This window comes from Pseudomonas migulae, assembly GCF_024169315.1.
In the GTDB taxonomy this organism is placed as follows: Bacteria; Pseudomonadota; Gammaproteobacteria; order Pseudomonadales; family Pseudomonadaceae; genus Aquipseudomonas; species Aquipseudomonas migulae_B.
Map to the genome: position 1 here is coordinate 1,967,981 of NZ_JALJWR010000001.1, position 16,863 is coordinate 1,984,843.

Sequence of the window (16,863 nt, forward strand, 5' to 3'; positions counted from 1 at the left end):
TAAATCAATAAAAACACGCACAAAATAAACGCCACATAATATCTCATTTTTATTTTGCGAGCAATCGCCCATAAAACAGAGCATGAAGAACACTTAACCCGACCCAATAAAAGCCCATCAAAATATAAAATCTTTAAGCATTAGTCTTTTTCGAAAGGCTCATAAGACGCAAAGAATTTCGCTACGAACTATTAAATACATTATACAAACCAATAACATCTACTTAGTTAAAACGCGCCCACAATATATATTTTCTTCCATTAAACTCAAAGCCGACAGCAGCCTTTCAGATGCGCAATAAGGCGCTATTTCCCCAACCTCAGCTCCATAATGATCGTGCGCTCCGCGCCATGAAATTCATCTCGGACTTTTCTGAAGCCAAGCGATGCGTAAAAGCCTTCTGCTGTGATTGAGGAAGGGACCCGCAATAGACTGAGCCCTTCGCTGAGGGCGCTTGACTGGATCATTGCCATCAACCGCCTTCCTATGCCCTGCCCTTGCTGGGTCGGGTCAACGAATACGCTTCTGACCACATCATGGTCAAGGCTGGCGGTTGCAACAATATGATGGTCGATCGTCGCGACGTAGATTCGACGATGAGTCAGCAAGCGAAGGATGGCTTGCGGTGAGAAGTTTTGCGCCACTTGTTCGATGATTGCTGGCGTGTAGTCCTGGGCGTTGGTTTCGCGTAGCGCGCCAATGATGACTTGGCTGATGGCGGTTGCATCTGCGCTAGTGGCGATTCGAATCAGGCAGTCCATTTGAGTACTTCTTTCCGTGGGGTTGGCTGATCGTAAAGGAAGGGTCTGTTGTTAACCACCGCCGAGCGGGAACCGTGCATCCGACTATGAATGCCGTGGTGATCGTTCCCACGCTCCGCATGGGAACGATCACCTCGCATGGATCAGCTCAAACTCTCAGTAATCAACCCCGCCAGCTGCTCCAGCATCCCCGGCACTTCCTGAACCATCTCCCCCATCCTTGCGAAGTCGTGGGTCATGCCCGCTTTCACGTCCAGCACCACAGGCTGCCCCGCCGCACGCAATTTTTCGGCCCAGGCCAGGCCTTCGTCGAGCAACGGGTCGTATTCGGCCAGCCACAGCACGGTCGGCGTCAGGCCTTGCACGGTGTCGGCGAACAGCGGTGAAAAACGCCAGTCGCGGCGATCATCGGCGCTGCGTTGATACTGCTGGTAGAACCACTCCAGCGTGGTGGCTTCCAGCAGATAGCCTTCGGCGAAACGCGCGAGGGACGGGCGTTTTTCCACGGCATCGATCACCGGGTACAGCAACACTTGCACCCGTAGCGTCAGCGGCCAGGCTTGCGGGGCCTGGGCGATGGCGATCGACAACGAAGCCACCAGGCTGCCGCCGACGCTGTCGCCAGCCAGTGCGATGCGGTTAGCGTCCAGGCCCAGTGCACCGGCGCCGGTGGTCGCGAGCCAGCGTGTCACGTCCTCGGCATCCTCGTAAGCGGTAGGAAAACGGTGTTCCGGAGCCAGTCGATAATCCGCCGACAGCACCGCAAAACCACCCGCCAGCGCCAGTCGCCGGCACAGGGTGTCATGGGAATCGAGGCTGCCGACCACGTAGCCGCCACCATGGAAATACAGCAGCACCGGGCGCTCTTGAGTGCCCAGCGACGGGCGAGCGTAGAGGCGCGCGTTGAGCAGATGGCCGTCGCGGGCCGGAATGCTGACTGCGGTCACGGTCAGTGCGCCCATCGGTGCAGCATCGAGCAGCTGCGAGGTTTGTTCGAACTGCTGGCGCGCTTCGGTCGGGCTCAGCTCGTGCATGGGCAGGCTTTTGCCGGTGAGGCGGCCGAACTCGGCCAGCTCTAGAAAACCTTCGATGTCCGGGTGCAGTGCCATGGGCGGTCGTCTCCAAAAAATAAAAAGCTCGCCCTATAAACGAACCGTGAGGGCCGTTCATTAGGGCGAGCTTGTTTTGGAGCGGTAAAACCTCAGTCCTGCGTCACCACCTCTCGACCGAGTGCCGTCACCACGGCACTCAGGCATTCATCCCGTTGCAGGATATCGAAGTGGCTGGCGGTGACGGTTTGCACTTTGCGCAGCCGCGGTTGCTGACGCTCCAGCGTCGCGCGTTCGGCCGTCGGGTTACCATCGGCCCACCAGCAGCACAGTTCGGCATGCGGCAGCGGCAAGGTCTCGACCTGACGTGACAATGCCTTCAAGCGGGTGCTGACCATGAACGTCTGCGCCAACTCATCGGCACCGAGCAACGCGTAACCGCTGGCCTGCTCGCCCTCAGTGTCGATCACGGTGCGAATGATCCGTGCAACCGCGTCCTGATCACCCGTCGTTTCGACACTCAACGCCTGGACAATGACATCGCTGTCCATGCTCAACGTTGCACCGAGGAATTCGCTCAGGTCCGCGCGCCACTCATCGACACTGGCGACGGCGTTGGCCTGGGTCGGCACAAAACTGTCCACCAGACCGACGAACGCTACCCGCTGACCCTGCTGTTCAAGCAAGTCGCCGACCATCAACGCCAGCGCCCCGCCCAACGACCAGCCCAGCACATGGTAAGGGCCTTGCGCCTGTTTGCGGCGGATCGCCTCGACGTAGTCCGCAGCCATTTGCTGTAGCGAAGTGTCGTGCCACAGGCGGTCGAGCAGCATGCGGCATTGCACGCCGTACACCGTGCGCTGGCCTTCCAGTCGGCGGGCCAGCGGCTCGTAGTCGAACACGGTGCCGAAACCGGCGTGCAGGCAGAACAGCGCCGGCAGATCGTCCACTGGCTGGTTCAACAGCAGCAGTGGTTCAGGGCTCTGCTTGAGCGGTTGTTCATCGACACCGGACAACCCGGCGATGGTCGGTTTGGCCATCATGTCGCGCAGTTTCAGCTGGAAGTCCGGCTCATTCAGCGCCCGCACCTTCGAGATCACCTTGAGCGTGCGCAACGAGTCGCCGCCCAACTCAAAGAAATTGTCGGTGATGCCGACTTTCTCGACGCCCAGCACTTGCTGCCAGATCTCGGCCAGTGCCCATTCCAGTGGCGTGCGCGGGGCCACGTAGTCGCGACCTTCGAAGGTCGGATCGGGCAAGGCCTTGCGGTCGAGTTTGCCATTGGGTGTCAGCGGGAAGCGTGGCAACACCACGATCTGCGTCGGCACCATGTAATCCGGCAGGCTTTCACGCAAGGCCGCCTGGCAACGCAGGCCCAGACCATCGTCTTCGACTGCGACCACATAACCCACCAGTTGCGGACCCTGGCCGCTGTCACGCACCACCACCAACGCGTCATTGACCCCGACGTGCTCACGCAGACGGGCTTCGATCTCACCCAGCTCGATGCGGAAGCCGCGCACTTTGACCTGATGGTCGATGCGCCCCACGTAATCGAACACGCCATCCTCGCGGCGGCGCACCAGGTCACCGGTGCGGTACAGGCGGCCACCGTCGCGGCTGAACGGGTCGGCGACGAAACGCTCGGCGGTTTGCCACGGGTGACGGTGGTAGCCGCGCGCAACGCCACGGCCGCCGATGTACAACTCGCCGACCATGCCCACCGGCAATGGGTTGAGGTCCATGTCCAGCACATGCAGGCTGCGGGTGCCGACGCGGCGGCCGATCGGCGCGTACATCGCCTCGCAGTGGCCGTCGGCAGCGATTTTCCACAGCAACGGCGTGACCACGGTTTCCGTCGGCCCGTAACCATTCACCAGGTATTGTGGCTTGAGCGTGTGCTTGACCCGTTCGAACGTGGCGTCCGGCACCGCATCGCCACCAAAGCAGTAGATGCGTACCGGCGGCGGGTTGCCGCCCTGCAACTCGGCGTGTTCGGCCAGTTGCAGCAGGTATGCCGGCGGAAAGCAGGCGACGCTGATGCGCTGACGGTGCAACACTGCCAGGGTCTGCTCGGCGGTCCACAGTGTGTTGTCGCGCACCACCAGGGTCGAGCCGCTGATCAGCGCGGTGATCCAGCGTTCATGGGCACCGTCGAAGGCGAACGACATGAAATGCAGTTCGCGATTGGCCGGGTCCATTTCGTACAGCTCGGCAATCGCCTGCACGTGCATGCTCAACGGCCCGTGAGCCACGGCGACGCTTTTCGGTTTGCCGGTCGAACCCGAGGTGTAAATCAGGTAGGCCAGTTGCTCGGCGTGCACGTTGCTTTGTGGTGCCGGCACCTCGACGTCGAGGTTCAAGCGATCCACGGCGACCATCGGCGTGCCCGGATTGAGTTGCGCGGTGTCACGCAAACGCTCCTGGGTCAGCAGCAAACGCATGTCGCTGTCGGCCATCATGTAGCGCAGTCGTTCCTGCGGATATTGCGGGTCCAGCGGCACGTAGGCGGCGCCGCACTTCATCACCGCCAATAGCGAAACCACCAGTTCCAGCGAGCGCTCCATGAACACGCCGATCACGTCTTCGGCCTGCACGCCCTGCCCCAGCAGGTGCACCGCCAAGGCATCGGAACGACGATCCAGCTCGGCATAACTCAGGCTTTCAGCGTCGTGGTCGGCATAACTGAGCACCAACGCTGCGTGGTCTGGTTGCAAGCGCGCCCGCTCACGGATCAGCTCATGCACCGGCCGATCGTGATCGTCGGCCAGCGTCGGCAGTTCGCCGTCGAGTTGCCGGCCTTCGTCCAGCGTCAGCAGGCCCAACTCGCCCACCGCGCCCTCGGCGTTGTCGCACAGACGCTGCATCAGGCTTTCCATGTGGCTGCGCAAAACTTCGACGGTGGCGAGGTCGAACTGATCGCGCTGGTGCATGTACTCGATGCGCAACCCTTCATCGAGGCTGACCATCAAGTCCATGGCGAAGCTGGTCAGGCCGAAGTCGGAGACATCTTCGAAGCGCAGCGAATCGCCGTTCCACTCGCGCAACGTGCGGTCGACCGGCTGGTTTTCGAAGACGATGATGCTGTCGAACAGCGACTGCCCACCCTGCCCGGCCCAGCGTTGAATATCACTGAGCGGGGTTTGCTGGAAATCGCGGATGTCGAGGTTGTAGGCCTGGATCTCGCGCAGCCAGTCACCGACGCTCGCTTCAGTTGGCACGCTGTTGACCACCGGCAAGGTGTTGATGAACAGCCCCAACATATTCTCCGAACCGTTGAGGGTTTCCGGCCGGCCCGACACCGTGGCGCCGAACGTGACCGTGCGCTGACCGGTGTAGCGCTGCAACAGCAGCAGCCACGCGGCTTGCACCAGGGTGTTGAGCGTCACTTGCTGTTGCTGGGCAAACGCCTGCAAACGCGCGGTCTGCTGCGCATTCAGGTGCGTATAGATCGCGTGATAACCCGCTTGCGGCGCCTTCACCGGCAGCGCGCGAGCCAGGTGCGTGGCGCCTTCCAGTGCGTTGAGCTTGTCTTTCCAGAACGCTTCACTGGCCTCGGCGACCTGCTGGCCGAGCCAGTCGATGTAGTCGCGATACGCGGCCACCGGTTCCTGCGCGTCGCCGCTGTAATGGCGCAGCACTTCACCGATCAGGCGCGACACACTCCAGCCGTCCATGAGGATGTGATGGTAGGTCCAGATCAGGCGATAGCGGTCGTCTTCCAGGCGTACCAGCAGTAGACGCAACAACGGCGCACGGTTCAGCGAGAAACCACGTTCACGTTCGTCGGTGGCCAACTGACGTACGCGCTCGGCTTGGTTATCCAGACCGCGCCAATCCAGCTCGGTCAGCAGCGTCGGCGCGTTGCGCAGCACCACTTGCAGCGGCTCCTTGTCGCCTTCCCAGAGGAACGCGGTGCGCAGGATCGCGTGGCGCTGCGCGGCGTCAGCCCAGGCTTCGCGGAAACGCGGACCGTCAACGCCACGCACGCCCACTTCAATCTGGTTGACGTACAGCCCCGAATCGCCGTCCTGCACCGAGTGGAACAGCATGCCCTGCTGCATCGGCGACAGTGGATAAACGTCGTCCACCTCGTCCGCCGTCAATTCCAGTGCCTGATATTGCGCTTCGCTCAGTTCGATTTTCAGCGCGGGTGCAGCCTTCACCGGCGCCGCTTCCACGGTATCCACAGCTTGGGCAACCGTCGCCAGTTCGGCGATGGTCGGGTGGCTGAACACATGCTTCGGCGAAATGCTCAGGCCGGCCTTGCGCGCCCGGCTGACCGCCTGGATCGACACGATGGAGTCGCCGCCCAGTTCGAAGAAGTTGTCCTGAATGCCGACCGGCACTTCGAACAACGCCTGCCACACGTCTTGCAGCGTCACTTCCACCGCATTGCGCGGCGCGACGTATTCGCGCATCTGCTGATCGGGTGGCGGCAAGGCGCGGCGATCGAGCTTGCCGTTCGGCGTCACCGGCAGTTGCTCAAGCATCAGCAGATGACTCGGTTGCATGTGCTCGGGCAACGCGTTGCGCAGGTGCTGTTTGAGCGCGTCGAGTGCCAACGACTGACCGACCACGTAAGCCACCAGTTGCTTGGATTTACCCACATCCAGTGCGATCACCACCGCCTCGCGCACCTGTGGATAACCCAGCAGGCAGGCTTCGATTTCGCCCAGCTCGATGCGCAAGCCGCGGATCTTCACTTGATGGTCGATGCGGCCGATGTACTCGATCACACCATCCTCGCGATAGCGCGCGAGGTCGCCAGTGCGGTACAGGCGCTCGCCCTGTTGACCGAACGGGCTGGCGACGAAACGCTCGGCCGTCAGGTCCGGACGGCGGTGGTAACCCCGCGCCAGGCCGATGCCACCCAGGTACAGTTCACCCACGCAGCCCGCCACTTGCGGCTGCAGGCTGTCGTCGAGGATGTAGGTCACCAGGTTGGCGATCGGGTAACCGATCGGCACGCTGATGGAGCCGTCATCGACGCAGGTCCAGTGAGTCACGTCGATGGCGGCTTCGGTCGGCCCGTACAGGTTGTACAGACCAACGCCGGGCAGCACGCGGAACAGGCTGTTCTGTAAATCCGCCGACAGCGCTTCACCGCTGCACATGATCTGCCGCAGGCTGGCGCAACGTTCGAAGCCTTCGCCCTGAACAAACGCCTGCAACATCGACGGCACAAAATGCAGGGTACTGACCTGATATTGCTCGATCAAACGCACCAGCTGCGCCGGGTCGCGATGGGCGCCCGGTTCGGCGACCGCAAGGCGCGCACCGACCATCAGCGGCCAGAAGAACTCCCACACCGACACGTCAAAACTGAACGGTGTTTTTTGCAGCACGGTGTCACGACCGTCCAGCGGGTAAGCGCCCTGCATCCACTCGATGCGGTTGTACAACGCATCATGACGGTTGGCCGCGCCCTTGGGTTTACCCGTGGAGCCGGAGGTGTAAATCATGTAGGCCAACGATTGCAGCTCGACCACGCACGGCAGGTTTTCGTCGTTCAAGCCTTCGACCAGTCGAGCGCTGTCGTCCAGGCAGATCGCCGTGGTGCCGGCCGGTATCGGCAATTGCCCCAGCAGATGACGCTGTGTCAGCAGCACGTGCACGCCGCTGTCCTCGAACATGTGTTCCAGACGCTCGCGCGGGTAATCCGGGTCCAGCGGCACATAGGCGCCACCGGCCTTCATGATCGCGAGCAAACCGATCACCAGTTCCAGCGAACGTTCGGCGGCAATGCCGACCAGCACTTCGGCGCCGACACCCTGGGCGCGCAGGTAGTGCGCCAGTCGGTTGGCCTGTTGGTTGAGTTGACGATACGTCAGGGTCTGACCGGCGAACACCAACGCCGGCGCCTCCGGCGTTTTCAGTACCTGGGCTTCAAAGCACTGATAGACCGGGCGCACGTCGGGCCAGCTCACAGCGGTGTTATTGAAGCCCTGCACTTGCTGCTCGGCCTGTGCTGCGTCGAGCAGGCTCAAACGGCCGAGAGCCTGTTGCGGCTCACGGACCATGGCATCGAGCAACGCCACCAGACGGGTGCTCAGGCCGTCGATGGCCTCGGCGGTAAACAGTGCGGTGTCGTAATTGAAGCGCAGGTCCAGGCACTCGCCCAGCTCGGCGGCGATGGCCAGCGGGAAACTGGTCTGATCGTGATTGCTGATACCGGAGAATTTCAGCGCACTTGGATTGCCACCCTCCAGCGCCTCGGCGACCGGGTAGTTTTCGAACACCAGCAGCGTGTCGAACAGCGACTCGCCGGAATGACCGGCCCAGCGCTGCACGTCCGCCAGAGGCGTGTATTCGACATCGCGCAATTTGAGGTTGAGCGCCTGCACCTCGTCCACCCACTGGCTGACCGTGCGCTCGGGATGCGGCGTGGCGATCACCGGCAAGGTGTTGATGAACAGACCAACTTGCTGCTCGATGCCCTGCAACTCGCTCGGACGCCCCGACACCGTGGCGCCGAACGCCACCGTGCGCTGGCCGGTGTAGCGCTGCAACAGCAACAGCCACGCCGCTTGCAGCAAGGTGTTCGGCGTGACGCGGACCTGCCGGGCAAACCCGCTCAGGCGTTCAGTAGCCGCCCGGTCCAGGCTCAGGTGAACGGTGCGATGACCGTCGCCCTGCCCTGCGACCGGCCCCGGCATTGCGCCGGCCAAACGGGTCGGCTCGCTGAACGCCTGCAATTGCTCCAGCCAGAACGCTTCGCACGCGGCACGATCACGCCCGCCCAGCCACGTCATGTAATCGCGATAGCGACCGCCACCCGCCACCGGCATCACACCGGAGTAACGCTGCAACACTTCGCCGAACAGCTGCGAGGTGCTCCAGCCGTCCAGCAGAATGTGGTGGTTGGTGAAGATAAGGTGATGGGTGTCGTTCGCGGTCTGCACCAGCGTCAGGCGTAGCAACGGCGCCGACGTCAGGTCGAAACCGCGCAGGCGGTCTTCCTCGGCCAGACGTTCCAGGGCCTGCGCCTGATCCGCTTCATTGCGCCAGTCGAGCACGGTCAACGGCAACGTGGCGTGGGCCAGAATCACTTGCAGCGGTCGCGAGCCATAGCTCTCGCTGAAGAACGCGGCGCGCAGCACTTCATGGTTTTCCAGCGTCTGTTGCCAGGCGCTGCGGAACGCTTCGACGTCGATGCCCTGCACGTCCACACGCATTTGCGGGATGTAAGCGCCGGCATCCGGAGCGAACAGGCTATGGAACAACATGCCTTCCTGCATCGGCGACAGCGGGAAGATGTTTTCGATTTCACGCGCCGCCAACGGCAATGCATCGAGCTGCGCCTGATCGACGCTGACCAGCGGCACATCACTCGGCGTCAGGCCGCCGGCACCGCTCAGGCAGTGCTCGATCAGCTGTTGCAGCTCGGCGGCATAGGCCTCGGCCAGACGCTGCACGGTGTGCTCGGCAAACACTTCGCGGCTGAAGGTCCAGCTCAGGCGCAGTTGCCCGGCGTACACCTGACCGTTAATGCTCAGGCCTTGGTCCAGCGAGGCCGAAGCCCCCTGCTCGGCGCCACCGCTTTCCCGGGCCGGACGCCACGGCGCCTGCTCATCGAAGCTGGCATCGAACTGGCCCATGTAGTTGAAGGTGATTTGCGGTTGCGGCAACGCCTCAAGACCGGCCTGGGTCAAATAGCGCAGGATGCCGAAACCGATGCCTTTGTCCGGCACCGCGCGCAGCTGTTCCTTCACCGCTTTGATGCTCCCGGCCAGGTCGCCGGCCGGGGTCAACTTGACCGGGAAGATCGAGGTGAACCAACCGACGGTGCGGGTCAGGTCGATGTCGTCGAACAGGTCTTCACGGCCATGGCCTTCCAGTTTGACCAGGGTCGAAGGCTGACCGGTCCAGGCACCCAGGACTCGCGACAACGCCGTCAGCAACAGGTCGTTGACCTGCGTGCGATACGCCGCCGGAGCGTCCTGCAGCAGTTGGCGGGTGAAAGTGCTGTCGAGCACGGTTTCCACGCTCACGGCATGTTCGCTGGCCAGACTGCCTTGTGGATGATCGGCAGGCAGGTCCACCACAACGTCGTGGTATTGGCGCTGCCAGTAAGCCGATTCGCTCGCCAGTTCGGGACTTTGCGCATGGGCTTGCAAACGCGCCGCCCAGGCTTGATAGGCGCTGGATTTGGCCGGCAGGCGCAGGGGTTGCGCCTGGCGCGCCTGGTCGTAGGCTGTTTGCAGGTCTTCGAGCAACAGACGCCAGGAAACGCCGTCTACCGCCAGGTGATGCACCACCAGCAACAAGCGCTGACCGGCCGCGCCCATGTCCACCAGCAAGGCGCGCAGCAGCGGGCCGTCCTGCAAATTCAGGCTGGCTTGTGCGGCGTTGCAGTGTTCAAGCAGCTCGTCGGCATTCGCGGCCTGACGCTGCCACAACAGTTCGGCGCTGTTCCAGTGCTCGGCCTGAGCCTGCTGCCACACGCCATCCACCTGATGCAAACGCAGGCGCAACGCGTCGTGATGCTCCAGCAGCGCGGCCAATGCCTGTTGCAGACACGCACCGTCCAGCGGCTCGCGAAGTTCCAGCAACACCGACTGGTTCCAGTGGTCGCGGGCCTCGATGTTTTGCTCGAAAAACCAGTGCTGGATCGGCGTCAGCAACACTTCGCCACGCACCGGTCCCTGATCGATGACCAGCCCGGCGCTGCGCTGGGCGACCTTCGCCAGACTCTGCACGGTCTGGTGTTGAAACAGATCACGCGGGGTGATGCGGATGCCGGCCTGACGCGCACGGCTGACCACCTGAATCGAGATGATCGAGTCGCCGCCCAGTTCGAAGAAGTTGTCGTCGATGCCCACGCGTTCAAGCTTGAGCACGTCTTGCCAGATCGCCGCCAGCGCGGCTTGCATCTCGTCCGCTGGCGCCGTGTAAACCTGCTGCGCCAACGCCGCATCAGGCTTGGGCAACGCGTTGCGATCGAGCTTGCCGTTGCTGGTCAGCGGCCAGTGATCGAGTTGCAGCAAATGCGCCGGCACCATGTAATCCGGCAGGCCCGCTTGCAAGTGTTCACGCAAGGACTGGCGCAAATCGGCAACGTCCTGGGTGACGGTGAACCAGGCGACCAATTGCTGGCTGCCATTGATCTCGGGCGCCAGCACCAGCGCTTGCTCGATAGCCGGATGGCTTTGCAGGCGGTCCTGGATTTCACCCAGTTCAATGCGAAAGCCACGAATCTTCACTTGATGGTCGATACGCCCGGCGTATTCGATGCTGCCGTCGGCGCAATAGCGCGCCAGGTCGCCGGTGCGATACAGGCGTGCCCCCGCTTCATCGGTGAACAGGTCCGGGACAAACCGCGTGGCGGTCAGGTCGACGCGCTGGTGATAACCCCGCGCCGGGCCGGCGCCACCAACGTACAGCTCACCGACGCAGCCCTTGGCCACCGGGTTCAGGCGCGGATCGAGCACGTACCAGCGCAGGTCGGCAATCGGCTCGCCCAACGGCGAACTGTTGGCACCGTCGAGGTCTGCGCGGGACAACGGCCGGTACGTCACGTGCACCGTGGTTTCAGTGATGCCGTACATGTTGATCAGCACTGGCTGTCGGTCGTCGAACGCGTCATACCACGGACGCAGGCTTGCGACATCCAGCGCTTCACCGCCAAACACCACGTAACGCAGGGTCATGCCCTGGGCATTGGCGCAGGCAAACGGCATCAACTGGCGGAACGCCGACGGTGTCTGGTTGAGCACCGTGACCTGCTCATCGCACAGCAGGCGGGCGAAATCTTCCGGGGAACGGCTGATGGCGTGCGGCACCACCACCAGCTTGCCGCCGTAGAACAGCGCGCCAAAGATTTCCCACACGGAGAAGTCGAAGGCATAGGAATGGAACAGGCTCCAGACGTCGTCCGCGTTGAAACCGAACCAGTGTTCGGTGGCGCTGAACAGGCGGGTCAGGTTGCTGTGGGGCAGCAACGTGCCCTTGGGTTTGCCGGTGGAGCCAGAGGTGTAGATGACGTATGCCAGGTTTTCCGGGTGGGTCAGGTTCGGCAGGTTTTCGGCGGACGCTTCATTCAGCCAGTCACTGGCGTGGTCGAGGCAAATCACTTCGATGCCTTCGGACAGCGGCAATCGCGGCAACAACGCGGAGTCGGTCAGCAACAGGCGCGCGCCGCTGTCAGCCAGCATGTAGGCCAGGCGGTCCTGCGGGTATTCCGGGTCCAGCGGCACATAGGCGCCGCCGGCCTTGAGGATCGCCAGCACGCTGACGATCATCTCCAGCGAACGCTCCAGCGCGATCCCCACCAGCACGTCCGGACCGACGCCGCGTTCACGCAGACGCTGGGCGATGCGGTTGGCTTGTTGGTTCAGTTGCGCGTAGCTGAGGGTGGCGCCGTCGCAGGTCACCGCGATGTTGTGCGGGTGCGCGGCAGCCTGGGCTTCGATCAGTTGATGCGCGCACAGCACGTTCGTGGCCTGCGACACGGCGCTGCGGTTCCAGTCCAGCAAAGTCGCTTGCTGCTCGGTTGGAGCAAGCATGCGCAGATCGGCCAACGCGACCGAACTGTCGGCGCAAATAGCCTGCAACAGGTTCAGCCAATGCCGCCCCAGACGCTCGATGGTCGAGGCGTCGAACAGTTCGGTGGCATAGACGAATGAGGCGTGGATGCCGTCGTCGCTCTCCACGGTGTCGAGCATCAGGTCGAACTTGGTGGTCTTTTCATCCCAGATCAGCGGCTCGACGCTCAGGCCCGGCAAGTCCCAGCGCTGCTGGCCGCCAGCATCGCGCTGGTGGTTGAACATCACCTGGAACAACGGCGTGTGGCTCAGGCTGCGTTCGACATCGAGCCCATCGACCAATTGCTCGAAAGGCAGGTCCTGATGCGACTGCGCGCCCAGTGCCGCGGTTTTGACCTCGGCGAGCAATTGCAGAAAGGGCTGGTCAGCATGGGGCTGGGTACGCAGCACCTGGGTGTTGACGAAAAAGCCCAGCAGGTTTTCCACGTCCTGACGGGTACGGTTGGCAATCGGCACGCCGACGCGAATGTCCCGTTCGCCGCTGTAGCGATGCAACAGGGTTTGCAACGAGGCCATCAACACCATGAACAGCGTGCAGCCTTCGCGGCGGGCGAGATCCTTCAGGTTGCTCGCCAGTTCGGCCGGCACCTTCAGCTCGACGCTGGCGCCCTGCTGACTCGGGATCGCCGGGCGACGACGGTCGGCCGGCAGGTTCAGTGGCGGATGCTCGCGACCCAGTTGTTCACGCCAGTACTCAAGTTGACGCTCGGCTTCGCCGGCCTCCAGCCACAGGCGCTGCCAGCGGGCGAAATCGGCGTATTGAATGCCCAGCTCCGGCAGTTGCGGCGGCTGTCCGGCGCTCAGTTGCGCATAGAGCTGTGTGAACTCCTGCAACAGAATCGGCAGCGAACCGCCGTCCGTGACGATGTGATGGAACGTCAACACCAGCACATGCTGCTGCGCGTCGAGACGGATCAACCGGCAGCGCATCAACGGGCCGTGCTGCAGGTCGAACGGCTCCTCGGCGTTGAGGCCGACCTGGCGATGCAGTTCGGCTTCGTCAGCGGCGTCGGCCTCGATCAGCGGCGTGTCCATCTGCGGGTGAATTTTTTGCAGCACGTGCTGCTCGTCGAAGACGAAAGTGGTGCGCAACACTTCGTGGCGTTGCACCAGCGCAGCCAGGGTTTGCGCCAGCGCGGCGCGGTTCAGCTCACCGCTGAGGCGAAAGGCACCGGTCAGGTTGTACGCGGTCGCCTGCGGCTGCATCTGCCACAGGAACCACAAACGCTGCTGCGCGTACGACGCCGGCAACGTGTCGACCGCCGGGTCCCTTGGCGGGATCGGCAGCAGCTCAAGGGTCAGGCCCTGGGCGTGCATCTTTTCTTGCAAGGCACGCCGCGCGTCCAGGCTCAAGCCGCAGAAACGCTGGGCCAGGGTCATCATTCTGTCCGGTGCAGCACTCATCGCGTGTGTTCCTCATCCACTTCGTCGAACAACGCTTCCAGCGCGTCTACATCGTTCTCTTTGTGTTCACTCTGCTGACGGAACTGCTCGATTTCCGCTGCCAGGCGCTCCAGTGTGTCGCCCTCGAAGAACAGCTTCAGCGGGATCGCCAGGTTCAGTTCTTCCTGAATCCGTGCACGAATCCGCGTTGCCAGCAGCGAGTGGCCGCCGAGTTCGAAGAAACTGTCGTGCACGCCGACACGCTCCACGTGCAGCGCTTCGGCCCAGATCGCCGCCAGGACTTTTTCCAGGTCGGTGCGCGGGGCAACGAAGGCACTGCGGCGGACGTCGAGGTCGAGCAAGGCCTGGCGGTTGAGTTTGCCGTTGGGCATCAGCGGGAAGCGTTCCAGTACCTGCAAGCGAGCCGGCTGCATATGCTCCGGCAGTGCTTCGGCGAGGTGACTGCGCAATTCGTTGAGGCGGATGTCGGCGGTGTCGGCCGGGGAAATCACGAAGCCCAGCAGTTGCGGGCCGGTCGGCGTTTCGCGGGCGATGACGGCGGCGTCTTCGATGCCGGGTGCGCTGCGCATGGCGGATTCGATCTCGCCCAGCTCGATGCGGAAACCGCGGATTTTCACTTGATGATCGACCCGCCCCAGATACTCCAACACACCATCGGCGCGGTAGCGTGCGAGGTCGCCGGTGCGGTACAGACGCTGACCGGCCTGCTTCGAAAACAGGTCAGGCACAAAACGCTCGGCAGTCAGCGTGGCGCGCTTCAGATAGCCGCGGGCAATGCCGGCGCCGCCGACATACAGCTCACCTTCGACGCCCACGGCCACCGGCATCAGGTCCGCGCCGAGCACGTGAATGCGCATGCCGGGAATCGGTTGGCCAATCGGGATGGTGTCGTCATCCTGACCGAGCGGCAGTTCCCACGCCGAACACCAGACCGTGCCTTCGGTCGGGCCGTATTCGTTGACCAGCGCCACCTGCGGCAACGCCTCGCGATGCCGCGCGACCAACGCGTTGCTGCACGCTTCGCCGGCCACGATCACGCAGGCCAGGGCATGGTCGCCGAGGTGTTCGAGAATCTGCGCGTGGTAGGACGGCAAGGTCAGGTAATGGGAAACCTCTTCACGCTGGATCAACGCCGCCAGCAGCGCCGGGTCCTTGTAGCTGTCTTCGTCCGGCAGGCACAGGGTCGCGCCCTGCCCCAACGCCCAGAAAACCCCGGCCACGGAGCTGTCGAACGAGAACGACGAAAGCATCAGGAACGCGCGCAACGGCTGACGATAGAACGCGCGGCGTGCGAGGGTCGAGGCCACCGCGTTGGCGTGACTGATCATCACGCCCTTGGGTTTGCCGGTGGAACCGGAGGTGTAAATGACGTAGGCCAGATTGGCAGTGTCGCCCAGCGGCGTCGGCTGCTCTTGTGACGCGGACCAGACCTCGGCATCTGCCATCAGCGAAATCATCCGCCCGCTGTGCAACGCTTCCGGGAGCGGCTGGCAGGCCAGAACCTGACGCGCGGCGGCGTCCTGCAACATGAACGCCAGACGATCGATCGGGTAGTTCGGATCGAGCGGCAGGTAAGCGGCGCCGGCCTTGAGTGTGCCGAGCAGTGCGATGACGATTTCCAGCGAACGCTGGCCGTAGACCGCAACGATTTCATCCGGCGCCACACCTTGGGCGCGCAAGGTGTTAGCCACCTGATTGGAGCGGGTATCCAGCTCGCCATACGTCAGACGCTGGCCGTTGACGCTCACCGCGATGCGTTGCGGATGCAGGCGTGCCTGTTCGGTGAACAGGTCTTGCAGGTAGCGATGCGGCAGTGCTTGCTCGGCGGCCAGCGGGTTGAAGTCTTCGATCAAACGGGTCAGTTGCGCAGCGTTGACCTGAGTCGCCTCGCCCAGCGTCAGCTCAGGTGAGGACAGCAACTGGCGGCTGAATTCGACAAACTGCCCCAGCCATGCCGCCAGCATCGAATCGGGAACCGCGCCGGCCAGGCACGACAGCTGCAAGTGCTCACCCTGAACCCGCAGGCGCAGGACTTCCGGGTTGGCGTCATCCACTTCGATGTTCGCCTCGGCGTCGGCCTGAAACACCAGGCCATAACGCAGCGGCGTCGCGACTTCGGCGCTCAGTTCGAACTCGTTGAGGCAGTCGAGCCAGGACAGCGATTGCTCGACGCTGGCCGCAAGCGAGGCCAGCGCTTGCGCCAGGGTCTCGTTGCGGCGGTTGTCGAAGGCCACCGGCAAACGACGGGCGAAACGCCCCAAGGTCGCTTCGGTCTGCTCGTTGCGCCCCGCCACTTCCCAGCCCATCAGCAACTTTTCCTGATTGCCGATGCGCGCCACGAACGCACTCCACAGCAACAACGCCACGCGCTGCGCCTCGACACCCTGAGCGTCGGCCACCCGTTGCACATCGGCCAACCATGGCGCGTCGTCGAGCGTTGCATGCTGACGAGCCAAGGTCAGGTCAATGGCTTTTTCGAAAGGCAAACGATGCGCCAACGCGAACTGCTGTTGCAGGTTGCGCCAGAACGCCGCGCCTTGATGGCCGATGTCTTCTTCGCGCAGTTCTTCCTGCCACGCGGTGTAATCCAGGTACTGCAAATCTTCCTGATTGTCGGCCAGTGTTTCGCCGCGCAACAGGCTCGCCAGCTCCGCCGACAGCACCCGCAGCGACACTTCATCGAGGCTGCTGGCCGGCGCCAGCAGCGTGACGAAATGCTGACCGTCTGCGGTTTGCACGGGCGTCACCACCAACACTCGAGCCGGATCGTCCGCCAGGGTTTCACGACCACGGCTCAGGGCCTCAGCCACCGAAGACACGCTGCCCGACAACGTCACCGGCAACTCTTCGCACAGGCTTTGCACGGGCCACTTCATGCCCGGCAAACGGCGATAGACCGTGCGCAGGGTTTCATGGCGTTGACCCAGCTCATCCAGTGCAAGGCGCAATGCCTGCGCGTCCACAGCCTGGGCGACCGGCACGGTCAGGGCGGCGAACAAGGCCTGTCCGCCCAGCTCCTGAGCGCGCAAATAGAAGGCTTGCTGGGCCGAAGTCTGGAAAACGTCTACCGAAGGTTCGAGGGCGGTGGTGTTCATGTCGAGG

The 16,863-nt window shown here is 63.0% G+C and carries 4 protein-coding genes; all 4 read right to left on the reverse strand.

The features are described 5' to 3' along the window. Nucleotides 1-305: 305 nt before the first annotated feature. The gene (locus tag J2Y86_RS09095) at nt 306-761 is read right to left on the reverse strand and encodes a GNAT family N-acetyltransferase (RefSeq protein ID WP_253429970.1); all 456 of its coding nucleotides are present in this window, start codon (nt 759-761) and stop codon (nt 306-308) included. Between the two features lie 143 nt (nt 762-904). Beyond that, the gene (locus J2Y86_RS09100) at nt 905-1,870 is read right to left on the reverse strand and encodes an alpha/beta hydrolase (protein ID WP_253429973.1); all 966 of its coding nucleotides are present in this window, start codon (nt 1,868-1,870) and stop codon (nt 905-907) included. A gap of 92 nt (nt 1,871-1,962) precedes the next feature. Beyond that, nucleotides 1,963-13,761 (reverse strand): non-ribosomal peptide synthetase, encoded by an 11,799-nt coding sequence (locus tag J2Y86_RS09105; protein ID WP_253429976.1) that lies wholly within the window; start codon nt 13,759-13,761, stop codon nt 1,963-1,965. Next, the gene (locus J2Y86_RS09110; protein WP_253429979.1) at nt 13,758-16,856 is read right to left on the reverse strand and encodes a non-ribosomal peptide synthetase; all 3,099 of its coding nucleotides are present in this window, start codon (nt 16,854-16,856) and stop codon (nt 13,758-13,760) included. Before J2Y86_RS09110 ends, J2Y86_RS09105 begins: the two co-directional genes overlap by 4 nt. Nucleotides 16,857-16,863: the final 7 nt, after the last annotated feature.